Source organism: Halomonas salipaludis, from assembly GCF_002286975.1.
Lineage (GTDB): Bacteria > Pseudomonadota > Gammaproteobacteria > Pseudomonadales > Halomonadaceae > Franzmannia > Franzmannia salipaludis.
In genome coordinates, this window is the sequence record NZ_NSKB01000004.1 from 557566 (window position 1) to 582405 (window position 24840).

At 63.8% G+C, this 24840-nt stretch carries 12 protein-coding genes; 2 read left to right on the plus strand and 10 right to left on the minus strand.

The features are described 5' to 3' along the window. Positions 1-52: 52 nt before the first annotated feature. The 8 genes from CK498_RS13040 to CK498_RS13075 form a co-directional block, all read right to left on the minus strand. On the minus strand, positions 53-943 hold the full coding sequence (locus tag CK498_RS13040; protein WP_095621278.1) for an NAD-dependent epimerase/dehydratase family protein: 891 nt from the start codon (positions 941-943) through the stop codon (positions 53-55). 25 nt (positions 944-968) lie between these two features. Beyond that, positions 969-1961, minus strand: a complete 993-nt coding sequence (locus CK498_RS13045; RefSeq protein WP_095621279.1) for a hemagglutinin repeat-containing protein — start codon at positions 1959-1961, stop codon at positions 969-971. A 279-nt stretch (positions 1962-2240) separates the two neighbouring features. After that, the gene (locus tag CK498_RS13050; protein WP_095621280.1) at positions 2241-13025 is read right to left on the minus strand and encodes a two-partner secretion domain-containing protein; all 10785 of its coding nucleotides are present in this window, start codon (positions 13023-13025) and stop codon (positions 2241-2243) included. Between the two features lie 71 nt (positions 13026-13096). Continuing rightward, positions 13097-14809: a ShlB/FhaC/HecB family hemolysin secretion/activation protein gene (locus CK498_RS13055; RefSeq protein ID WP_217987770.1), complete on the minus strand. Its 1713-nt coding sequence runs from the start codon at positions 14807-14809 to the stop codon at positions 13097-13099. A gap of 201 nt (positions 14810-15010) precedes the next feature. Further along, positions 15011-15301, minus strand: a complete 291-nt coding sequence (locus CK498_RS13060; protein WP_089656889.1) for a type II toxin-antitoxin system RelE/ParE family toxin — start codon at positions 15299-15301, stop codon at positions 15011-15013. Beyond that, a complete protein-coding gene (locus tag CK498_RS13065; RefSeq protein ID WP_089656888.1) occupies positions 15298-15507 on the minus strand; it encodes an addiction module protein in 210 nt (69 codons plus the stop codon). Before CK498_RS13065 ends, CK498_RS13060 begins: the two co-directional genes overlap by 4 nt. 60 nt (positions 15508-15567) lie before the next feature. Then, on the minus strand, positions 15568-15960 hold the full coding sequence (locus CK498_RS13070; RefSeq protein ID WP_095621282.1) for a glutaredoxin family protein: 393 nt from the start codon (positions 15958-15960) through the stop codon (positions 15568-15570). Positions 15961-16000: 40 nt separating this feature from the next. After that, the gene (locus CK498_RS13075; RefSeq protein ID WP_095621283.1) at positions 16001-17449 is read right to left on the minus strand and encodes a hypothetical protein; all 1449 of its coding nucleotides are present in this window, start codon (positions 17447-17449) and stop codon (positions 16001-16003) included. 159 nt (positions 17450-17608) lie between these two features. Here CK498_RS13075 and CK498_RS13080 point away from each other — a divergent pair, with 159 nt between their 5' ends. Together CK498_RS13080 and CK498_RS13085 are read left to right on the plus strand one after the other, a co-directional pair. After that, the gene (locus tag CK498_RS13080; protein WP_095621284.1) at positions 17609-18466 is read left to right on the plus strand and encodes a J domain-containing protein; all 858 of its coding nucleotides are present in this window, start codon (positions 17609-17611) and stop codon (positions 18464-18466) included. A 1-nt stretch (position 18467) separates the two neighbouring features. Next, entirely contained in the window at positions 18468-18881 is a 414-nt protein-coding gene (locus CK498_RS13085) for a hypothetical protein (protein WP_095621285.1), read from the plus strand. 19 nt (positions 18882-18900) lie between these two features. Here CK498_RS13085 and amt read toward each other — a convergent pair whose 3' ends face one another. Both amt and CK498_RS13095 read right to left on the minus strand, forming a co-directional pair. After that, positions 18901-22257, minus strand: coding sequence for an ammonium transporter (amt, locus tag CK498_RS13090; protein WP_095621286.1), 3357 nt, complete (start codon positions 22255-22257; stop codon positions 18901-18903). Positions 22258-22438: 181 nt separating this feature from the next. Further along, complete coding sequence (locus tag CK498_RS13095) at positions 22439-24787, minus strand: mechanosensitive ion channel family protein (protein ID WP_095621287.1); 2349 nt, start codon at positions 24785-24787, stop codon at positions 22439-22441. Positions 24788-24840: the final 53 nt, after the last annotated feature.

A 24840-nucleotide genomic window follows, 5' to 3' on the forward strand; every position in this document is an offset into this window, starting at 1 on the left:
GGTGGAAGTGAGTCATCAACAAGCAGCGGCTACTGGATCAATAACACTGACCCTATTGATCCAACTCCTCTCGCCAGGAGTAGCGAGGTGCGAAACCAACCAGACGCCGCGCTTTCTGGTTGCTGTAGAGGGTCTCAAACTCGCCCATTTTGCGCTTGATCGGTACTCCTGAGTAGAAGCGTTCGATCACCTGAGCGTTAGTCAGGCCCACCGACAAGTCGTCGTTGGCGACGTTGAACACCTGGTAGCCCAAGCCCTCTGTCTTCAGACAGCAGTCGACCATCTGACCCAGGTCGCGGGCGTCGATATAGGCAAAGATGTTACGGCGGCGCAGGGCGGGGTCATCAATATAGGCGGGAAAATTCTGGCGGTACTCGTGAGGTTCGATCACATTGTTGATGCGCAGGCCGTAGATATCCATCCCCGAACGCGCCTGGAATGAGCGTGCGGTCACCTCATTCACCACCTTGCTCATGGCATAGCTATCCTGAGGTACGGTGGGATGCTCTTCATCGACAGGCAGGTAGTCCGGTTGTTTCTCACCATCAGCGAAGCAAACGCCGTAGGTGGTCTCGCTGGAGGCAAAAATAACTTTGGGAATGCCCAGCTTGGTGGCGGCATCCAGCACGTTGTAGGTACTCAGCGTATTGATACGGTAGGTCTCGTTATCCGGCCGATGCAGAATGGCCGGAATAGCCGCAAAGTGAACAATGGCATCGTAACGCGGCACGCCGGTGCCCGACTCCAGCTCGTCGAACCCAGCGTAAGCCTGGCAGGCATTAAACACCTGGCCCGCATCGGTCAGGTCGGTTTTCAGGGTAGTAATACCGGGCACGTCGGACGCTACCCAATCCAGATTGGTGACTCGATGACCTTGGTCGCGAAGATATGCCGTAGCATGACGGCCAGCTTTCCCGCTACCGCCGGTGAACAAGATACGCATAGAAGACTCCGTCCGTTATAGTGAACTACGTTACCATAGCGAAGGTGTCGCTGAAGGTAGCACCGAGGCCGCCGCGGTTATTTACAAGGCTGACTGCGCCGGTCCCGGCCAGTGAGCCGGCGACGGCGCTGACTATGCCGGCAGCCACACCACCTTCGGCCAGCCCTAGCAAGCCGCTCGCAGCGGGGCCAGCCCAAGCGGCCGCGACAATGCTCACGGCGAGGGCCGCCCCCGGCCCGAGGCCGGACTGGGAGTAGCTCCAGCTGTCGTGAATGGCTTCGACGTGGCGCCAGTCGATATCGCCGCGCTGCTCCATCTCCTGCAGCCAGGCGAGGTCGGGGTTGGCCGCGGCCATGGCGTCGACGGTCTGGCGCACCGATTGGGCGTTGATACCCTCCACCTCGATGCTGATGCCCTGGGCGGCCTGGATGGCCAGTTCGCCCTGGTAGCGCAACTCGTTCTGGCGCAGTGTCTCCCTGGTCGTGCCTTCGCCGCTGGCCGATTGGCGCACGAAGTTGCTCTTGCTGCGCTCGTGGGATTCGGTGCGCAGGTCGCTGGCCATATCGAAGGCGATATTGCCGCCGCTGAGCAGGGCCAGGTCCTGGCCGGCGTCCAGCCGTGCGCCGCGGTAGGACTGGTCGCCGCCGCTGACGAGGGCGATATCGTCGCCTGCACTGATCTGGGTGCCGACTTCCCGGATATCGCGGACTTCATCGCGCTGGTGGCGGCCACTACGAAGCAGTCCGCCACTGCGGCGGTACTCGTAGAGGGAGTAGTCCTCCTCCTGGGCGGTGAGAAGATCGATCCGATTGCCGGCCAGCAGGGCGGCGCTGCCACCCGCCTGCAACTGGCTGGCGGTGAGGCGTAGATCGTTGCCGGCTTGCAGGCTGATACCGCGGCCGGCGGAGAGAGCCAGGTCGTCGCCGACATTTAACTGGGCGGCGCGTAGACCAGGGTCACCAGCACGGTAACGGTGTCGGGTACTTGAGCAGTTAATGCACCGAGACTGCCCCCTCACTCCTTTCTCCTGCGTGCCGGAGGATAGCGATCAGGGTGCTTTCGATAGTATAAAGTATTGAATGTATCGACAGCGCACCCTAAAACAAAAAACAAGAAGAATCCGACTGCCCATATACGGTGCCATCTTTGGGTTCCTTCCCCATATCCTCTTAACTCAGCATCGAACAACTCATATGCCCATTCCAACACAGTCACACTGTTCCAAAAAAACAGCCCCCCTATCAAACAGGTCATTAAGAACTTGGCCTGCCTTTTAAAATATGAAGACCACTCCCACTTATTCATTTTCACTGTCACCACTCTCTCTAAATCCTGTAATGCTAAACAAAGATGGAGCATGGCCAACGCCTATTTGAACACTCCTTCCTATAGCCTCTGAGGTTGGAATAGGAGCTTGGAAAGATGGCACTGGTTGCGTATACGGAACAGTTGAAGAATGCGGAGTTAGGAAGTGCGGGATATCGATGCTTCTCGGTATATCTTGCAAAAAACGCTGAGCTTGTGTGCCAGCTGCCGAGCCAGCACCGCCTCCAATAGAACCAACGATCCCACTAGATATTATCGAATGGTTTTCATCGTAAATACTATTCGTCGTCGCTGTATGAGACATGCTTCCCAAAGACCCCGCTGCCGCATGGCTTCCAACTCCACCAGCACGTCCAGGGATCGCTCCAAAGATTGCCGAGTTAACGCCTGCGGAAATCGTTTGCCCCATTCGGAAATCGCCTCCTCCAAGTGCCTGTCCGATGAGATCGAAGGCGACTCCCGCACCTCCGTCGATAGCAGCATCGCGCATCGTGAAGTTGCCAATCGTTTGCAGGCCAAGACGTGCGCCGCTACCGACCCCACCGGCACCCAAGAGCAGTTGAATATCACCGGTAAATGGCGTGGCGCCACCACCCGCTACTCCCCATTGCACCTGTTCATGTAACGCATCCAGCGAGGGCAAGTCGTGACCAAAAGAGAAAATCTCCTCTTGGTGCTGTACGGCTTGGCCGTAGCCGTATGGCGTGGCGCCGCCGAAGATGCCGAGTCCTCGAGCCCCCGGCGAGACTATATTGAACAAGCCGGCATCCTGGAATTGCTCGGGCGTGGCGTGGAAGGGGTAGGTGGCGTCACCGAAGGCGGTGATGGGGCTACCGTCCTGCCATGTCAGCGGTTGATCCTGATGTACCGCCGCCAGGCCAAGAACTGCTGTATAGGCGGTTTGTAGATCGGCGAGGAAACGCTGCTCAAAGGGACTGCTCCCGTTATTCAACTGGGTCAACAATTCGTTGAAGCGCTGGGTGGTTTCCTGGTCCAACAACGAGCCGGATGCCAAGATCAGGAGTTCTTCCCACGAGACATCACCGAGCTGAGGCGCACCGAGTTCGGCCTCCATTAGCGCGGCCTGCTCAGCAAGCAGATCACGTTCACGCGGGTGTAACTGCCGATTGTAGGACTCCACCTGCCCGGCGATAAAGGCACCGTCGTTCACATCACCGCCCGCCAGCTCCGCTGCGACGATACCGACGATCTGGGCGGCGGCACTGCTGAATTCGGCTCGGCTGGCATCACTCATGAGCTCATTAACGAGGGCTTCACTGGCCCCCGCCGCCAGCGCGCCGGTAGCGAAGTCGCCGCCCATGGCTTCGCTGACGCTGCCGCCGATCAGGGCGTGCAGGGCGATCTTCTGCGGGGCGCCTTCTTGCCACAGTTGTTCGTTGGCAAGGTCGCCCACGGCATTGAACAGCACGCCGCTGACCACATGCGACACGGCGTTCTCGAGGCTGTCGCCGAGATGATCGCCGAGGCTGCCGCCTGCGATGGCGGTGCGGATGCCGGCATCGATGGCGGCCTGGGTGGCGCGCTGCCCGGCGAAGCGGACGATGTCGCTACCGTTGCCGAAGCTGAGGTTAAGGTTGGTGGTGGCGCCAGTAGTAGAATTGGTCTGCGTTCCCCAGACGCGGTCGGTCATGCCTCGGGTGGCACCGGCCGTCAGGGCGGCGGTGGCGGCACCGCGAAGGCTGTCGCTGGAGAAGGTGTCGCCAAGGGCCGCGCCGAGGTCGCCGCCGTTATTGATCAGGCTCACCGCGCCAGTGCCGGCCAGTGAGCCGGCGCCCGCCCCCACCATGGCGGACGCCACGGCGTTATTGATCAAGCCGCTCGCAGCGGGGCCGGCCCAGGCGGCCGCGACGATGGAGATCGCAAGTGCCGCGCCCGGCCCGAGGCCGGACTGGGAGTAGCTCCAGCTGTCGTGAATGGCCTTGACCTGTTGCCAGTCGATATCGCCGCGCTGCTCCATCTCCTGCAGCCAGGCGAGGTCGGGGTTGGCCTCAGCCATGGCGTCGATGGTCTGGCGCACCGATCCGGCGTTGATACCCTCCGCCTCGATGCTGATGCCCTGGGCGGCCTGGATGACCAGTTCGCCCTGGTAGCGCAACTCGTTCTGGCGCAGCGTCTCCTTGGTCGTGCCTTCACCACTGGCCGATTGGCGCACGAAGTTGCTACTGCTGCGCTCGTGGGATTCCTGGCGCAGGTCGCTGGCCATATCGAAGGCGATATTGCCGCCGCTAAGCAGGGCCAGGTCCTGGCCGGCGTCCAGCCGTGCGCCGCGGTAGGACTGGTCGCCGCCGCTGACGAGGGCGATATCGTCGCCTGCATTGATCTGGGTGCCGACTTCGCGGATATCGCGGACTTCGTCGCGCTGGTGGCGGCTGCTGAATAGGCCGCTGCTGCGCGACTCGTAGAGGGAGTAGTCCTCCTCCTGGGCGGTGAGCAGGTCGATCCGGTTGCCGGCCAGCAGGGCGGCGCTGCCACCGGCCTGCAACTGGCTGGCGGTGAGTCGCAGATCGTTGCCGGCTTGCAGGTTCAGGTCGCCACCGGCATCGAGGGTGGTAGATTGCACCCGGGTCTGGCTGTCGATGGTGTGGGTGCGCCCCCGACGCGTCTCTTCGTACTCCTGGGAGCGCCCGGCGTCGAGGCTGATATCGCGCCCGGCGGAGAGGGTCAGATCGTCGCCGGCATCGAGCTGGGCGGCACGCGCGGTGATGTCCTGCCCGGCGAGGAGCGCGAGGCTGCCGTCGATCTCCAGTTGGGTGCCGATCTCTTCACTCTCCCGGCGCGTGTTGCGCCGTGATCTTAGGCTCTCTTGCGTCGTCAATGTCTCGAGGCTCAGGTCGCGTCCGGCACTGAGCAGGCCGCTGCCCTGGGCACTGACGTCGACCGCCGTGAGGGTGAGATCACGTCCCGCATCGAGCATCAGGTCGCTACCTGCCGACAGGGTCGCTGCACGATCAATCTCGGTGCTGCTGAGACGATAACCGCGGTTGACCTGCTCGCTGACCAAGGTGCTGGTGATATCCAGATCGCGACCGGCACCGAGCCGGAGATCACCGGCGCTGTCGAGGTCGGCACCGACGACGCTCAGGTCGCGGCCAGCGGTGGCGCTCAAGCGGCCACCAGCCTCGGTGACGTAGAGCCCGGCCAGGCGCTCCGAGGTGCTGGCCAGCGTCAAATCGCGCCCAGCCTGCAGCGCCAGTGAGTCGCCAGCGGTTATCTGGCCACCGATATTGTCGAGATCGTTGCGTGCATCGAGGTCGACCCGGTTCCCCCCGATACGGCCGCCCAGGTTGGCAATGTTCTCCGCCGTCAGCGAGACGAGCTCACGGCCGGCCAGGGTACCGGTATTGGCGATGTCGTTCTTCACATCCAGCGCCAGGGAGTTCCCGGCAATCAAGGTGCCATCGCCCTGCAGGTCGCCCTCGCGAACCCGGACATAGACCTGGGGTACCAGGACAGTGACGGTGGAGCCATCCTCTAGGGTCACGGTTTGCTCGACCAGCCAGACAATATCGCTGGTGAGCTGGGCCATCTGCTCGGCAGTCAAAGCCACGCCGGGACGCAAGCCATGCTGCTCGGCGAAGGTAATGCCAGCATTCATCAGTGCTCGGTACTGATCGCCATCATTTCCATGACCTGCCAGATAACGCTGGCCGGTCAGTTGCATGATCTGCTCGTTGACCACGCGCTGCTCGTAGAAGCCATCGCCCAGGCGCTTATGGGTCGTGCTCGGATCACTCTGCAGGGCATTGAGCATATAGTCCGACCCTAACCACTCACGCTGGTTGGTGAAGCGAGGATCGGTCTCGACCAGATAGTGAGCCGTAGGTGCGGAATTGACCTGGAAGAGGCTGTTGGCCGGCAGGTTGATAGTGGGCATCACGCTGCGGATCACGCCGAGTGGTGCAGCATCCGCAGGACTCGCCGAGGATCGCCCCACCATGTCGTTGAGAAGTGCCGTCAACCGCTCGACATCCCCCTCGTCGAGAGAGTGATGGCTCGCCACCAGCCTCTGAATATCTACCGGCATGGCGGCCAACCCTTCGAGGCCCTCCCTCACACTCGCTATCCAGTCACCGAGCGCCAGGCTGCTCTCGGCGTTAGCTACGGGCGGACGCAAGGCGGGCACTTCGATCACGCTAGCACCAGACCTGTTGGTCTGGAGACTTACCTGGGCGCCATTTGCGCCCTGAGCAGAGGCGTTGAGGGACGCGGCACTATGAGCGGCTGGCTGGGCTCCACTGCCATCAATGGCACGGCTGCCGCCAACTACTGCGATAGGCAGAGCAAAGGTTCCAACCTCTCCAGAGTATGAGTAGGCTTGCCAATCACTCCATAAGCGAGTGTACACGCGGCCACCGCAGCCGTTTTCGCCCTGGCAGGCTCCAGTGGGTGAAGGCCTACTACTGCGACTGGCGCCGCTCTCCTCGACATAGCGTACCCCCTGCGCCTCGCGGTTCTCCAGCCGCTCGAGATCGCCTCTAAGTGCACCGCCGGCCAGGATCTGGCTCTTGTCATTGACCAGTTCGCCGCCGCTAAGCTGCATATCGCCACCGGCAAGAATCTTCCCGGGCCGAGAATGCACTACTTGGGTTTCATATTCCGTACGGTTGAGGCTGTACTCCGTCCAACGAGTGATGGCTGGCGCCAAAAAGTGTGTATCCGGTGCCCGATAACCTCCTTGCACCTGGTCCATGCCGTAACCCACCATCGGACTCCATGTAAACGCGCTTTCCGGAAGCTTCTCGTCCCATCCCAGCGGCTGTATATAAAGCTGCTCCGGCAAATCCGCCACCCGCACCAACTCGGTTTCGAAGTGCTCATTGGTGTTGTCTAGCCGTGCAGTAGACAGGCTTAGATTACCCAGCGCCTCGATGGTCGCGCTGGCGTTGTGCACCCGCCCGGCCTGCCCCCTGGCCTGGCCGCTGGCATTCAGGGAACCGCCAATGGCCATATCGCCGGCGCTGAAGATAAGCGCGTCATCGCGATTCATCAGGTTGCCCACGCCGAGGTCGAGTCGCTCGCGGGCGGCGATCACGGCGGCCTGGCCATCTTCATTATCGTTGTTAAGAGTACCTGCCTCGATTCCCAGCCGGTCGCCGTAGATACGCCCGCTACCGAGATTGTCGAGTACTTCGGCCGCGATAAGGGTCTCTACCCCGTCGATCAGGCCGCGATTGGTCAGGTGCCCGGCATCGATATGGGTAGTGGTGCCGGAGAGTTCGCCTGAGGCGGCATTGATCAGTCGTGCGGCATCGATGTCGAGGGTTTCGCCAGCCCTCAGCTTACCCCGGTTGTCGATCGTGCCCGAGGTGGCAAGGTGTAGATCGCCCGCCGCCATCATTTCGCCGCCCTCGGCGAGGGTGAAATCGCTGGCCAGCCGCAGTGCCAGGTCGCCCAGCGACAGGACGCGGCCATCGCCGGTCAGCTTTGCCGTCGTCAAATCGAGGGATCGGTCTGCGATCAGGGTGCCATCGCGGTTATCGATGTCATTGGCGCGTATGGCCAGCGTATCGAGCGAGGAGATCAGGCCATCGCGGTTGTTAACGCCTTCATCCACCTGAATGTCGGCCAGTCGGTCGGCGCGGATGGTGCCTTGGCGGTTGTCGAGCTCACCGGCCTCCAGCTGAATCCTGTTTGCCTCGATGCCCTGATCGTCGCCCTGGGTCTGGCGATTGCTTACCTGGCTCGCGCTCACCTCCAGCGTCTTGCCGGTACGAATCAAGCCGCCCTGATTACTCAGGGTGCCGCCGATGTCGAGGCTCGCGTCACCCAGGGCCTGGAGTTGGCCACCACGGTTGTCGAGGCTAGCAGCCGCGAGTTGCATATCGGCTTCGCTCAGTAATGCGCCACCGTTGCGATTGATCACGGAGCTGGCCTGGAGGTCGAGCCTCGTGCCGGCACCGATCAGGCCCGCCGTGTTGTCGAGACCTCCCACCGTCAGCGACACGTCGCCTTCGCCCAGGATCGTGCCAGCCTGCGTATTGAGCAGCGCCTTGTCGTGGGTGTCGAGAGAGAGATCGCCACCCGCTTGCAGCGTACCGCCAGCGTTGTCGAACTCGCCGCTGGCCAGATCGAGCGACTCACGGGAGGCGATCAGGCCGTCCCGGTTGTCCAGGCGCTGCTCTAGGGTATCGATATCGCCTCGGGTGGCGACGATCTCGCCGTCGCGATTGTCGAGACCAAGACTGAGTGAGGCTAGCTCACCACCTGCTTCGAGGTGGCCACGACGGTTGTTGATGGCCCCAACGATATCCAGGACGAGGTCGCCCTCCAGGGTGGCGAGCAGGCCATCGACGTTGACGAGAGAGGCAACCGCAAGCGTGGCGTCGCGAGAAGCCAGGACGCGGCCTCCGCTATTGTCGAGCCGTCCGTCGGCGTCCAGGGCCAAGCTCCCGCCAGCGCGGATCTCGCCTTGCCGGTTGTCCAGTTCACCGCTGTCCAGGCTCACATCTCCCACCGCCTGTAGCATGCCCGAACGATTGACGAGATCACCGGCATCGACCGAGAGATCGGAGTGGCTAACGATCCATCCTTCACGATTATCCAGCTCTTCGCGAATCGCCAACAGCAGCTCGCCATCATCGCCATACTGCGACATCTCACCCCGGCGGTGACTGAGTCGCTCGGCCTGAACGGCAATTTGCTTGGCACTGGTAACAGCGCCATCGAGGTCGATGCTATCGGCCGTCAGCGTCAATTCGCCCTGGCTGACCATCAAGCCATCGCTACCGTCTATACGCGTGGCGTCGATCTGCGCCACGCCGTCCCCGGCATGCACGATCTCGCCGTCTGCATTGGTCAGTGTCCCAGCGATATCCAGAGACAGGTCACCGGCGGTTTCCACCCGGCCCTGGGTATTGTCGAGCGCCCCTGCCTCAACCGTCAGTTGGCCTTGCAGTGCACCGAGCATTCCCGAACGATTGTCCAGCGATGCCGCGCGCAGCGCGATACCTTGCTCGCCGATCAGGTCACCGCCGCGGTTGTCGATGCTGCCGGAAGCGGCAACGCTGAGTTGGCCGCCGGTGACGAGTTCGCCGCGACGATTGTTGATGCCGCCGGTATCCAGCCGCAGCCCCTCAATGGCTTGCAGTGTGCCGTCCCGATTGTCGATGTCGCCAGCGGTGATATCCAGCCCGGCGTTGCCGGCAATCAACCCGCCGCGGTTGTCCAGCGATTGGCCGATGTTAAGCGTCAGGTCATCGGCAACGCCGAACTGCTGCATCTCGCCCTGGCGGTGGCTAAGGTTCTCGGCGTGCAGGGCGATGGACTCGGCGCTGGTCGTCGCACCGTCGAGAACGATATCTCTGGCATCCAGCGTTAGATCGCCCTGGCTGACAATCAAGCCATCGTTGCCGGCGATATGGGTGGCGTCGATCTGGGCCTCGCCCTGGCCGGCATGGATAATCTCACCCGCTTCGTTAGTCAGAGTACCGGCGATATCGAGGGTCAGATCGTCCGATGCCTCCAGGCGGCCCTGAGTGTTATCGAGCTCCGCCACCTGGGCATTAAGCGCGCCGCCATTGGCGCTGATCAGGCCAGCGGTGTTGTCCAGCCCACTGGCGGCAACGTCGATACGCTCGGCCCGCCACTGCCCCTGGGTATTGTCGATATCGCCGCTGGCTTCAACGGCCAGGGCACCGCCGGCGACGATATCGCCATCGCGGTTGTTGAGGCGGCCGGCGTTGATGCGAATATCGTCCACCGCCTGCAAGGTGCCGGCGGTGTTGCTCAGTGCCTGGGCCGTGATCTCCAACCCGGCGTTACCGGCAATCAGCCCGCCGCTGTTGTCCAGCGATTGGCCAATGTTAAGCGTCAGGTCATCGGCATCGCCGAACTGCTGCATCTCGCCCTGGCGGTGGCTAAGGTTCTCGGCGTGCAGGGCGATGGACTCGGCACTAGTGGTGGCGCCATCGAGAACGATATCTCTGGCATCCAGCGTTAGATCGCCCTGGCTGGCGATCAGGCCATCGCTTCCCTCTACCCGCGAGGCATCAATGTTGGCCTCGCCCTGGCCGGCATGGATAATCTCGCCCGCTTCGTTAGTCAGAGTACCGGCGATATCGAGGGTCAGATCGTCCGATGCCTCCAGGCGGCCCTCCGTGTTATCGAGCTCCGCCAGCTGAGCGTTAAGCGCGCCGCCATTGGCGCTGACCAAGCCAGCGGTGTTGTCCAGCCCACTGGCGGCAACGTCGATACGTTCGGCCCGCCACTGACCCTGGGTATTGTCGAGATCACCGCTGGCCTCAACGGCCAGGGCATCGCCGGCGACGATATCGCCGTCGCGGTTGTTGAGGCTGCCGGCGTTGATGGTGATAGCGTCTACCGCCTGCAGGGTGCCATCGGTGTTGCTCAGTTCCTGGGCAGTGATATCCAGCCCGGCGTTGCCGGCGATCAGCCCGCCGCTGTTGTCCAGCGATTGGCCGATGGTAAGCGTCAGGTCATCGGCATCGCCGAACTGCTGCATCTCGCCCTGGCGGTGGCTAAGGTTCTCGGCGTGCAGGGCGATGGACTCGGCGCTGGTCGTCGCACCATCCAGAACAATATCTCTGGCATCCAGCGTTAGATCGCCCTGGCTGGCCATCAGGCCATCGTTTCCCTCTACCCGCGAGGCGTCGATCTGGGCCTCGCCCTGGCCGGCATGGATAATCTCGCCTGCTTCGTTAATCAGGGTACCAGCGATATCGAGGGTCAGATCACCAGCGCTTTCCAGGCGGCCCTCGGTGTTATCGAGCTCGTTCAGCTGCGCATACAAGTCGCCGCCATGGGCACTGATCAGGCCGGCAGTGTTGTCCAGCCCGCTGGCGGCAACGTCGATACGTTCGGCCCGCCATTGCCCCTGGGTATTGTCGATGGCGCCGCTGGCCTCAACGGCGAGGGCATCGCCGGCGACGATATCGCCGTCGCGGTTGTTGAGGCTGCCGGCGTTGATGGTGAGATCGTCCACCGCCTGCAGGGTGCCATCGGTGTTGCTCAGTTCCTGGGCAGTGATCTCCAGCCCGGCGTTACCGGCAATCAGCCCGCCGCTGTTGTCGACGAGGGGCGATACGAGAGATAGCCGCTGCTCTCCCGCATGCACCAGTTCTCCCCCTCGATTGATAAGTGAATCGGCCTCTATCTCCAGCGTATCGCTATTGCTGGCCACTCGCCCCGAGGTGTTATCGAAAGCCTCCAGCCGTAACGCCAGCGATGGCTCGCCAAGCTGTGCGATATCGCCGCCGACATTGGATAGGCTGCCAACATCGAGATTTAGCGTCTCGGCGACGACACTGGCGCCGTCGGTACGCAACATGCCGGAGGTTCTCGTGCTGAGCGCTTCTTGTGCAGAGAGGGTCGCGCCGCGGGCATCGATCCCCGCTTGGCCCGCCACGATATCGATCTCGCGGGCCTGGGTATGAGTGTCACGCAGTGCCACGGTCTCCGCCTCGGCATAGACCCCACCGGCAGCGATATGCCGCCCGCTGCCGTCGATGGCCTGGCTCGCCGACATCGTGAGGTCGCCAGTGGCACCCAAGGTTCCATCATTGCGCACGCCGGCGGCGAGCAGAGAGCCGCTGTCGCTGCTCAGGGTAGCCGCCGATAGCTGGATATCGTCTCGGGCGATGATCGTGCCACCATCGCGATTGGCGATCTCGCCGTCACTGGTCACGACGAGTGCGTCACCGGCACGCAGTGAGCCGTGGTTGGCGATAGCGTCGCGGCTGGCTAGATGCATATCGCCCTGAGAGGCGATCTGCCCACGATTGGTAATACGTCCATCCGCGGCGACCACGATCTCATTGGCGACCAGGTCACCGGCATGATGGACACCGACTCCCCGCTCGGTGGCCATGAGATGGATCTTGCCGGCGTACATGCCGCCGAGGTGGGCCACATCGATGGCGACCTCCGGTGCCGCCCCCTGGCCATCGATGGTATCGATCGCCTGACGGTCGGCGCTAATGCGATTGGGGCCGGCGACGATCTCGAGTTCCTCTGCCCATACCCCGGCCTGAACCTCGGCGGCACGGGCAAGAATGGCAGCATAGTCGGCATCGCCTGCGTCGAAGCCATTGCCGTGAATCCTGACTGAGCCGCCCTCGACGCGGTAACCCTCCAGCGCGCCGTTGCGATATTGCGGCTGGCCGGTGGTCAGGGTGATGCCCTGGGCGTTGATGAAGCCGGCCCCGTTGACATCGATACCGGCTGGGTTGGCAATGACCACCTCGGCGCGCCTGCCGGCGACCTCTACGGCACCATGCAGCCGGCTCGGGTTCGAGGAGTTGACTTCGTTGACGATGACCCGGGCCTCGCCGTTGGCGAGATTGGGGTTGCCCTGGACCCAGCCACCGATCTGGGTCGGCGCTGCGTTGCGGGCGTTGTTGAGGATCGCACCCTTGCCATCTACGTCGAACTGGCGATAGGCGTTGCGTGACACGCCCTTGGCATTGGGGGAGGTGATATTGACCTGGGGGGTGCCATTGGCACTATTCACGACATGGGGACGTTGGCTACCTGGGGCGCTGCGATCGGGAGCGATCTGGGCATGTACCGGCACTGCCACCAGACCGAGCGCCAGCATGACGCTCCAGGTCAGTGGCCTGAACGACACCAACAGTGGGCAGCGCACGACCGGCGCTGGCGGAATGTGGCAACGAGGCGTTGCGACACGCTCCTGGCCTTCCGAGCTGGCGGCCTCGGACGCGACCACCCAGCGCCCCTTGAGCTTGTTGAAGATTAGGCGATAGCAGTGTCGGTTCATTCCCTTTCCCTCACATGCAAACGATCCCTATTTGCATATCGACCGTTCAATATTAAACTTTAGCGCCGCGCTCAAAACGCGATATGCACACTGAAGCCAAGGTCATGGCTGTCGCTGCGAAACCCATCCGGCTGGATGACCGGCGCGGCAACGAAGACGTCGTAGTTGACGAAGTGCAACAGGTTGCCGCGCAGGCCGAGCGCCACTCCGCCTAGCTCCTTGCCGAGCAGCCATTCACTGCTCGGGCCACCGACTCGGCCATAGTCGAGTCCGGCGTATAGTGCTTGGCCGCTACCGCCCAGCGGCATCTCGAGTTCATTGCGGACCAACCAGCCGCGATCGGCAGACAGTCCGGTGTCGTTAAAGCCGCGCACGGTATAGCGACCGCCGATGGAGAAGCGCTCCAACGGCGCCAGGGGGGTGAGATTGCGTTGCCACCGCCATTGGCCAAGGTAGCGCAGTGGCTGCTCGCCCACCGTGAACGGCACCTTGAGCTCGGCATCGGCGGTGACGATCTGAAAGCGTGACGTACCTTCACCGAACGCTTCTCCCGGTGCCGGCAACGAGCCGAAGGCACCGGTTCCTCGCTGGTAGAAAAGCGTCGAATCTAGCGTGGCAGGCCCCAGGAACTCTCGATGCTCGATTCCGGCTTCCCAGCCGCCTACCTGGCGGCGCTGCACCAGCACCTCCTGGCCATCGATGTGGGTACGCGAGCGATTCTGGAAGCCACCGAGCGAGGCAGTGGTCTTGCGCGAGGCATCGCGATGGATGACACGGGAGAGATTGACCTTGGTATTGCGACTCGAGCCTTCATAGACGATATCCTCGAAGGCACCGGCAACGGTCTGGTGGTAGTCGTAGTCACTGTATGTCGCGCCCAGGCTCCAGTACCCCCAGGGTACGGAGTAGTGCACGGTGCGGCTGCGATTGCCATTCGAGCCAGCATCGCCACCGCCCAGGTCCTTGCCCAGGTGAACATAGAACAGGTCATTGATGCCCAGCAGATTGTCGTAGGCCACCGTCACACCGCTCTGGTAGCGCCCCGTGGCGTCGCTACCACTGTCGTCGACCGACCAGGCGGGACGTAACGGCCGCCCCTGGTGGTAATCGACAACCAGATCGCTGTGATTGGGCGTCTCACCCGGCGCGATCTGAATATCGACATCCGCAGAAGGGACACGCTGGAAGTTCTCCAGCGCCTGCTCGATATCGCGCAGGTTGAGGATGTCGCCAGGACCGGCCGGCACGGCATTGCGCAGCGAAGCGTGCGAACGCTCGGCATCCGCCACACGGAGACTCGCAATACGCCCGGGCAAGAGCGTAATGGTGAGGGTCCCATCACTAAGGTCCTGGGGCTCGACGAGGACGCGACTGGTCACGTAGCCACGCTCGATCAACGCGTTCTGGGCGCGCTCGAGCACCAGGTTGATACCCTGGGTCCCCAGGCAGCGCCCGATGGGCGAATCCTGCTCATCGCTATCGACTACCGCGGCATCGAGCCATGCGAAACGCTGGAGAGCTTCACCCTGCCACGCCAGCGCATCGATGATAAAACATGGCGATTCCTGATCAGGAAACCGCCCCACCGCTTCCTGAGGCACCGACAACCGGACATCCGGCCGCGTCTCCAAGCGCTCCTGCAGGGCGCGATCACGCTCGCGCTGGCGTAGCAGCTCGTCATCGGGGGCCAATTCCTGTGCCTTGATGTCAGCGGCAAGCCCGGCCAGCAGCAACAACGCAAACGCCCCTATAGCGCCGCGGCTCGTTTGGATGGCAAACAACACTCGATCCTCGTACTGCCCCAGGTCGCCCTAAGCAACAGGTATCGGTGTCGACGCTGCCCTGGCTGTGCCAATGACACTTGGCCCAATCAAGGGAGATCGACGCCAATACCCGAATGGGTTGGGCGTGATCTCCCTATCATCGGCAACATTCACGATATCTTTAGTAGAAAATCCACCCATATGGCGCCAACGCCGGGAAGCTCAGGACAAGCGTTGACGAATCCACTCAGGCGCTCGTCGACAGTCAAGAATGGCGTAAACACGCACTTCGTCGGCGTTGACTGAGTAGTAGATAGCGAACGGGAAGCGCTTGGCGAGCAAGCGGTGGAAACCGAAGACTCGCTGATGAATACCGGCGTGATGTCTCAGCGAATCAATATCGGCGGATAGATTGTCGATGAAGTAGTCACCCAAACCAGCGACTTGTGCGTCATAGAACGCGGTAGCCTCAAGCAGATCATCAACCGCCGAGTCGAGTAAGCGAAGCTTCACCGCAGGCGCTCGCGCACCTGCTGCTTGACCTCTTCCCAATCGACGAAGCGCTCGTCTGTCGCCTGCCCACGTTCGGCCAGCACCTCACCATGCCATGCCGGCGACTCAATCACGTCGGGTGCGCGCGACAAGTCATTCCACAGGGCGTCGAGCGCTTCGAGCTTCTCGGCGGTGGTCATGGATGCGAGCGGCAGTTCTATTCCCATGGCAGTTTCCACCTCGCGGTTAGTCACTGTTCAGTATAGCGATCTTTCTACCCCACTTGCTCAAGCCGCCCCGAAGCGCTTGTGCAGGTAGGCGTTGATGGCGTCCGACTCGTAGAGCCACTCGACACTGCCGTCGTCGTGGGTGATATGCAGGCACGGCACCTTGACCTTGCCACCGCCCTCCTGCAGCGCCTGGCGGTGGTCGGGGTCGAGCTGGGCATCGCGCACCTCGATCTTGAGTCCCAGCCGGGCGATCTCCTTGCGCACCTTGATGCAGAACGGGCAGGTGCGGAACTGGTAGAGCGCCAGGGATTCGCAGGCACGATCCACTGCGGCCTGCTCCTCATCGCTGCGTTCGACGGCCTGCGGCGTGCTGAGTTTCTCGGCGATCAGCATGATGGGGGCCAGCAGCAGTCTCAGGGTACGGAAGAAATAGCGTAGTACGAGCCTCATTGGCGAGTCTGTCCTGTCGAAAATGTCGGGCCACAGTCTATCACTCTCGGGCGCCGGCGTTTGCCGCCGGGTCGCGGCCTCCGGTCGCACTGGTGGTTGGCTGGCCGGGCTCGGCGGGTTCGATATCGACGATCTTGGAGCGGCTCATCACCACCTTCCAGCGCTGGATCACCGGCTCGCCGTCGCCCTGTACCTCACGCGTAATCAAGTTGATCAGGTGGCGCTTCTCGACGCTTTCGCGCACCACCTGGCCATCCTTGACCCGATAGACATGGTGCGAGGCCTTGTCCATCAGCCGCGACAGTACCGCCAGATCCAGGGTCAGGGTTTCGCGGGTCTGCTCGTAGCCGCTAAGAAAGCGCGTCGGCGACATTCGTGAGCTAGAGCGGTAGTGCAGCACCAGCTCCTCGCGCTGGGCCACGTTGCGCTTGCGAGCGGTCTTGATCGCCTCGTCGAGCTTGGCGAAGCGCTGGTAGTCGAACCACTCGAGCTGACGGCCCACCAGTTGGTTACTGTGCACGTCGTAGTACTGTCGCCGCCACTTGGGCCGGCCCTTGCGCAGCCAGCGCCACAGGGTGGTGCGCAGGTCGTCCTTGAACACCTCGCGCAGCGCATAGAGCACCGCCAGCACCAGCACGAACAGCGCGGTGATATCGCCAATACTCTCGCGGGCCTGCAGCAGGCCCAGCGAGACGAAGATCATCACCACCGCGGTGGCCAACGCCTTGACCGCCTTCTCCTCGCCGCCACCGAGCTCCTGGGTCTTCTCCTTGAGGGTCACCGGATACTCGATCAGCCGCCGCAGCAGGCGCATCTTGTTGGAGATTCGCGTCGGGTCGCGATTGACCCGCGCCGAGTTGTACTCCTGCGCCTGGCGATAGTCGTTTTCCGCCTGGCAGATCGCCAGCAGGCGTGCCTTGTTGGCCTTGTAGTGGCGGTCGCGGGGCAGGTGTGCCACCAACGACAGCAGCCGCTGCTCGGTAAACCACGACAGATAGTTGTCGACGTTGGCGAAATACTTGAGCAGCCGAGCGTCCTCCGGCCGCGAGCGACGCAGCCGCTTGAGAATATCCAGCGCCAGCTCGACCAATTCTTCGATACGTGCCTGGCGCGCCGCGGCCTGGGCCGCCGCCGCGTCCTCATCGCGCTCTTCTTCGCGCTTGGCATCATGCAACTCGCGGCCGCCACGCTCGAGGGCCGCCACGTATTGATAGGCGTAGAGGCTCAGGCTGAGGCGATACTGGTCGCTATCCAGCGAGCCGCGCCGCGCCAGCCGGCTGAGCACCAGCGGCAGTTGGTGGCGGTCACTGTAGTAGGTGCGCTTGACGTGGATCGCGCTGTGGTAAAAGGCATTCTCGGCGATGACATCGGTGGACAGGCCAAGCTCGCCGGGCACGAACAGGTAAAGATCCAGTCGATGGGTGGTCGATTCGCGCAGCACCCGCGAAATCTTGAGGTTAAAGCCCTCCTTGCGTTCGACGCTAACCATCACTGCTCCCTAACAGACACTGCCCTACTCCTCGTTTATACCATGATCCGATGGCGCCTGACGGTAGCGGCCGAGCTTGCCTTCGCCGCCGACCGAGGCGACCATATGGCGCTGCCACGTCCTATAATCAATAATTGCGACCCTCGTGGAGACAAGGGAATGCCCATCGCGCGCTTTTCATCTTTCGAGCTGCTGCTGCTCAAGAGCCGTCACCAGGCGGACACGGCAGCGCTGCTGTTGCTCGCCTGGGTGCTCGCCAGCCGTGGCCATATCGGCGATCCCGAGCGCGCACGGCTCACCGAGCTGACCAGCGGCTTTCGCCATGGCCATTCCCTCGAACCGATCATCGAGATCGCCGCCCGCCAGGACCTCGCCGCCATCCAGCTCGCCGCAGAGCTGCTGCAGAAGGAGTGTCATGGCGAACAGGCCCATCCTTTTCTGCGCCTGGCTATCGCCCTGGCCGTAGAGGGCGGCAAGCCATCGCTGGCAAACCATCACGTGCTGCGCTTCCTGGCCGACCTGCTGGGGGTGGCACCCAGCGAGTTCGCAGCGCTGTTCGAAGCAGTGGCCGGCAAGGCCTTCGCCAATCCCGACGATCCCAGTCGTACCGGCTACTGGCAGGCTAAGGAGCATCATCGCCAGCAGCAGGAACAGCACCGCCAGCAACAGGAACGCCACAACAGCCAGCGCGACCAGGAGCGCCAGCGCCGCGAACGCGATCATCAGCAACAGTCGCGTGAGCGCGAACAGCGCGACGAGCGACATCATTACCAGCGCCAGCGTCGCCATGCTAGCGATCAAGCGCCGCCCCCCGGCGATCGCACCCGCCGTGCCTTAACCGTACTGGGGCTGCAACCCGGCGCCAGTCGCAGCGAGATCCGCAAGGCTTATCGCCGCCTGGCGCAAACCCACCATCCTGACCGAGTCTTTACCCAGGGCGAGGCGCGGGTGGCCAGCGCCTCGCTGCGCTTTCAGCGCATCAAGAGCGCCTACGAATACCTGATGGAGGTGAGCTGAGATGCGCGACCTCTACAAGCGTCTGGGCCTCTCCCCCGACGCCAGCCAGGAGGCGATTCACACCGCCATCGACGCCTGCCAGCATAGTGCGCTCAAGGCCGACGCCCAGATGGTGCTGCAGGTCGAATCGCGGCGCGACGAATACGACGCCCTGCACGCCACTCTCTGCGATATCGGCCTGCTGCGAGCGCGTCTCGGCCTGACCCACGGCGCCTACTGGCAGGACAGCGTGGCCAACGACTTCTCGCTGCCACCGGACAGCGCCCGTTCGCGCCACGAAGAGCTGGTCGAGCGGCTCAGTCATGCCGCCGGCTGGCACAACCGCTGGCGGGCGTGGCATGCGCCCTGGCTGATCGCCGGACTGTTCGCGCTGGGCGTGCTGGCCGGCGCCGCGCTATGCCACGCGCTGCTTTAGAGCACAACGGCTCGCTCTGCTAGCGCGGCATGATCATGACGTCGGCATGCACCAGCGTGGTCACCGGCTGCGGCTTGCCGAACAGATAGCCCTGGGCATAGTCGACGCCCAGCTCGCGCAGCCTTTGCAGCACGTCTTCGTCCTCGACGAATTCGGCAATCGTCAGCAACCCCAGGGTGTGCCCAACGGTGTTGATCGCCTCGACCATGGCCCGGTCGATCGAATCACGATGCAGGTCGCGCACGAAGTGTCCGTCGATCTTGAGAAAGTCCACCGGCAGCTGCTTGAGATAGCCGAACGAGGATAGGCCGGCACCGAAGTCGTCGAGGGCGAAGCGGCAACCCAGTGCCTTGAGCGTGACGATCAGCTCGCTGACCGTCGACAACTGGGCGATGGCGGCGCTCTCGGTGATCTCGAAGCACAGCGTTCCAGCCGGTAGGGCAGCCGCCGCCACCTGCTCCTCTAGTACGCGACAGAACTGCGGGTCCGACAGCGAAGCGCCGGAGAGGTTGATCGACCACATGCCCTCGAGCTCGCCACTGCGGTAAGTATCGCCGAGCCAGGCCAGGGTATTGCGCACCACCCAGCGGTCGATCCGCGGCATCAGGTTGTAGCGCTCGGCAGCGGGCAAGAAGGCACCTGGGCTAATGATCTTGCCGCCCTCTTCGAGACGCACCAGTACCTCATGGATCGCCCCTCCGGCAGCCTTGTCGATGGCCACGATGGGCTGCACGTAGAGCCGCAGCGCATCGGCATCCAGCGCCGCCTGCAGCCGCGGCACCCACTGCAGCTCGCCATGGCGCTCGAGCAGCTGGCTGTCATCGGGCTGGTAGAGATGCACGCGATTGCGCCCGCCCTCCTTGGCCGCATAGCAGGCCGCGTCGGCAGCACTCAGCGCATCGCGCAGGGTCAGCGCGTGTCCCTCGCCCAGCGGCACCATGCCGATGCTTACGCCGATGGCGAAGCTGTGCCCCTCCCAGCCAAAGCGAAACGTTTCGATGGAACGCCGCAGCTCCTCGCCCAGCTCGACGGCCTTGCCGGCCGGACAGTCGAACAGCAGGATACCGAATTCGTCACCCCCCAACCGGGCCAGCAGGTCGGTGCCGCGTAGATGCTGGCGCAGCAGCCGCGAAACCTGGCGCAGCAGCTCATCGCCGGCCATGTGGCCGCAAGTGTCGTTGACCACCTTGAACTGGTCGAGGTCCAGATAGCACAGCACATGCTGCTCACCGACCGACGCCACCAGCTGCTGCAGCTGAGCCTCGAAGGCGCGCCGATTGGCGAGCCCGGTCAGCGCGTCGTGGCTGGCCTGGTGGCTGAGCTTGCGCGCCAGGCTGCGGTTCACCGTCACGTCCTGGAACACCACCACCGCGCCCACGGTGAGACCCTGGCGAGAGCGAATCGGCGCCGCCGAGTGATGCACCGGCCAGCGCTCGCCGGCGGCCCCCAGCAGCAGGTGAGCGGCGTCGGCCGCCACCGCACGCCCCGAGGCCAACACCCGCCGCGCAGGGTTGTCGACCCGGCCACCGTGCGTCTCGTCGAGCAACTGATAGATATGCGCGATTGGCTGTCCGTACGCCGCCTCCAGCGACCAGCCGGTCAGGCGGCTCGCTTCGGCATTGAGGAAGGTCACACAGCCCGAGGCGTCGGTGGTAATCACCCCGTCACCGATCGAGGCAAGCGTCACCTGGGCCAGGTCACGCTCGCGATAGAGCTGCTCTTCCAAGCGCTTGCGCTCGGTGATGTCGCGCACCATACCGGCAAACTCGGCGTGTGAGCCAGCGGCCCCCTCGCTGACTTGAATCTCCAGATAACGAATGCCATCCGCACCACGCAGGCGCAGTTCGCGGCGCTCGCCGAGCGCCGGCAGCTCATCGGCGATCAATTGACTGATCGGCGCGCCGAGCAGCGTTTTGGCCTCCACGCCAAATAGCTGCTCGGCACCCGGGTTGAGACCGGTCAGGGTACCGTCGGCACGCCAGGTAACGACGCCATCGCGCAGGTTGCGCAGCATCACCTGGGTGTTGGCCACCGCCCTCTCGAGCGCCCCGGCCACGCGATTGTAGCCCGCCGCGATCTCCCCCACTTCGGTGAACGGATCGGCCTCCACGCGCCCCTGAAGATCACCGCGCCGTTCATGCTCGCGCATGCATTCGAGGAGTTCATTGAGCTCGGTGCGCGCGCCGTGTTCGGCCATATTCAATCCCAGGCGCTCGGCCTCGTCGCTGACCCGCAGCGGACGCAGGCGGTCGATGCCGCGCAGCAACAGCCAGGCCAGGCCAAAGCTCCAGATGCCGCACACCACTACGCCCAATGCCTGGACCAGCAGTTGCTCGACGCGCCCCAGCCCGGTATCGAGCAGGCTCATATCGCCCAGTAGCCCCACCGCCAGGGTGCCCCAGATACCGGCGACCAGATGCGCCGGCACCGCGCCGACGGCATCGTCGATGCCGCGGCGCAGCAGCCACTCGCTGGCCAGGACCATCAGCACGCCACCGATCGCTCCCACTGCCAGGGCCTGACCCATGCTCAGCGCGTGCGCCCCGGCGGTGACCGCAACCAGCCCGGCGATCGCGCCGTTCATGGCATACATCACATCGGCATAGCGGCGCACTCGCCAGCCGATGAGCATGCCAGAGAGTACACCGGCCACCGCCGCCAGCACGGTATTCACCAGCACTCCCGGTACTCGCCCGTCGAAGGCCAGAGTGCTGCCGCCATTGAAGCCGAACCAGCCAAGAAACAGCAACAACACGCCGAGCATCGCCATCGGCAGGTTGCCCGCCGGCAGCGTACGCGGCGCCTCGCCGGGAACGAAGCGTCCGCGCCGCGGGCCGATCAGCAGGATCGCCGCCAGGGCTACCCAGCCACCCACGCTGTGGACCACCGTGGCACCGGCGAAATCGACGAAGCCCAAGCCGGCCAGCCAACCAGGCACTCCCCCCAGCAGGCCACCCCAGGCCCAGTGGCCGAACAGCGGGTAGATCAGCAGGCTAACGATCACCGTGACCGCCAGGTAGCCAACAAACGACATGCGCTCCGCCACCGCCCCGGAGACGACCGTTGCCGCCGTGGCACAGAACATCGCTTGAAACAGAAACAGCGTGGCAAGCACCGCGTCGCCGGCCTCGAGCTGCAGCAGAAAGTGCTCGCCACCCCACCAGCCACTGATGCCGCGGCCGAACATCAGGCCAAACCCCAGCACCCAGAACACCAGCAGTGCCACGGCAAAGTCGGCAAGGTTCTTCATCGCCACGTTGATGGCGTTCTTGGTTCGCGTCACCCCGGCTTCCAGGCACAGAAAACCGGCCTGCATCACGAAGACCAGCGCTGCCGCCCACAGCACCCAGAGGATATCCAATTCGGATTCCAGCATGCGTTATGCTCCTTTTACGGTGCGTTTCGCGCACCGGAATGAGTCACGGACCGACGCCGGCCTCGAGCGGCATGCTCGCCGAGGGCCTGACGACGGGCGCGGACGCCAATCTCGTAGTGATTGGCGTCGCCACCTCATTCAATTAGAAGCAATAACGGTGCCATATATAAGCACTTGTCGATCACCGCGATGGTGCAGAGCTCGGCGAGCCACCGCTGGGGCTGGTCTTGCCCTCAGGGTCGGCGACACCAGCCTCACCCGGCTCGCGACCGGCGCTGTCCTGGGGCGCGTCGAGGGGCTCGCCCTGGCCTTCATCCAGCGTTTCGCCGAGGCGGCCCTCCATCTGGATGCTCATGCGCGGCACGGCCAAGTCCAGACCATCCTCTTCCATGCGCTGCTTGAGGCGCAGGTTGAAGGCGCGCGCCACGTCCCACTGCATCACCGGCGCGGTGCGCATGCGCATGCGCAGCACCGCCGCGCCCTCATCGAAGCGCTCGACGCCCTGCAGCTCCAGCGGCGACCAGATGTGGTGGCGCATCATCGGGTCCTGGCGCAGCTCGTCGGCCACCTCGCGCACCAGGCTGATGGCGTCGTCGATCTTCATCGCATGGGGAATCCGCACCCGCATCAGGGCGATGCCGAACTGTCGCGACATGTTATGGATCGACTGGATCTGGCTGAAGGTGATGATGTGCACGATACCGTCGAGGTCGCGCAACCGCACGGTACGCAGGGTAAGGCCTTCGACGGTCCCCATGTGGCCCCCCAGGTCGACGAAGTCGTCGATGGCCAGCGAGTCCTCGATGAGGATGAAGATACCGGTGATCAGATCCTGCACCAGGGTTTGGGCGCCAAAGCCGATCGCCAGGCCAATCACCCCGGCACCGGCCAGCAGCGGCGTGACGTTGACGCCGAGATTGGCCAGCCCGACGATGGCCGCGATCACCACGATAGTGGCGAAGATCACGTTGCGAATCAGCGGCGTGATGGTCTGTGCCCTGGCGCTGTTGACGCGCCGCCCGCGAGCCCGCGCAGAGGAGGTCAGGGCGCGCTGGATGGCGGTGTCGGCAAAGATCCACGCCAGCCACGCCAGCAGCATGGTGACACCGATCGCTAACAGCGCCTGACCGATGCGCGCACTGGCCACCCCCTGCTGGCCGAGGCCCAGCAGCGAGCCACCCCATACCTGCAGCGAGAGCTCGCCGAACGCCACCCAGCAGACCATGTGCGCCAGCGCATAGCCGAAGCGTTCAAGGCGCTTGCGATACTGCGAGATGCGCTTGCGCCGGGTCACCGTCTCGCTATGGCGGCGAATCAGTCCAGTGATCACCAGCGTCAGCACCAATAGCGACGCCGAGATGATCGCCCGGGTCAGGGCACCGCCCGCATCCCCCACCGACACGAAGATCGCCAGCAGCGAGGCGCCCACCATCAGCAGCGCCGGCACGTGCCACAGCCCGCCGAGCGCGCGAATCAGGTCATAACTGGTGCTGGCACGCTGGCGCTGCGAGTAGGGACGATTGCGGATCAGGTGCTTGATGGGGCGCTTGAAGCGCATTACGAACGCCCCCGCCAGCAGCGCGGCGAGGATATTGGCCAGCACCGAGAGCAGCGACGACAGGTCATCGCCGAGCAGCTCGATCAGGTGCCCTGACTCCAGCGCATCGGCCAGTGCCACCAGCGCGCCGATCGCAAACAGCCGGCGGAGTGCACGCTGGCGCAGGTGCGACACCGCCACGAAGCGGTGGCCACGGGTGAACGCCGACACCACCACCTCGACGATCACTGCCAGCAGTCGGCCGCACAGTGCCACATAGGCCACCACCAGCGCCAGGGTTCGTCCGGCGCTTTCCGGTACGAACTGCCCCACGCCGAGCATGATCAGGAACGCCAGCAGCCACGGCAGCAGGCGTCGCAGCAGGTGCACCACCAACAGCCAGGCGCGCGGCTCACGGGGCAGACGTAACGGCCAGTCGCGGCGCTGCGCCACCAGTCGCGCAACGGCCATCAGGATGACCAGCAGCCCGGCCCAGATGCCCAGCATCACCGTGGCCTCGATGGCCAGGCGCACCAGCTCACCGTAGCTGGCCTCAGCGAACAGCGCGCGGCTCTCGCTGCGCGCCTGGTCGAACTGAGTCTGCCACACGTCGAGCGGCGACTGGCCGGCCTCGGCCTGGTCGCCGAAATCGCTGAGGGTGTCTGCCAGCGCGCCCAGTAGCCCCTGGCGCGGCAGAGCCGTCTCTGCGCCCTCGGCCTGGGCCGATGCCTCGCGCAGCTCACGCAGGCTCTCGACCAGGGCACCGCGGCGGTCGGCGTCCTCCAGGGTCGCGATCACCTCGTCCAGCGACTGCCGGAACGCCTCGGGGTCATGCTCCTCTTGCGCTTCGTCGCTACCGGTCAAGCCGGCCAACGGCAAGGCCTGGGCGCCGGCCTGCTGGGGCAGTGCCACGCACAGCGACAGTAGTACCAGCAGCAGCCAGCCACATCGCAGCAGGCGGACGGACAACAGGGTAGTGGCGGCTCGCGGCATGCTTCCTCCGGAATGATGGTTGCCGCAGAGTCTGCACAGACCCATGGCAGCGG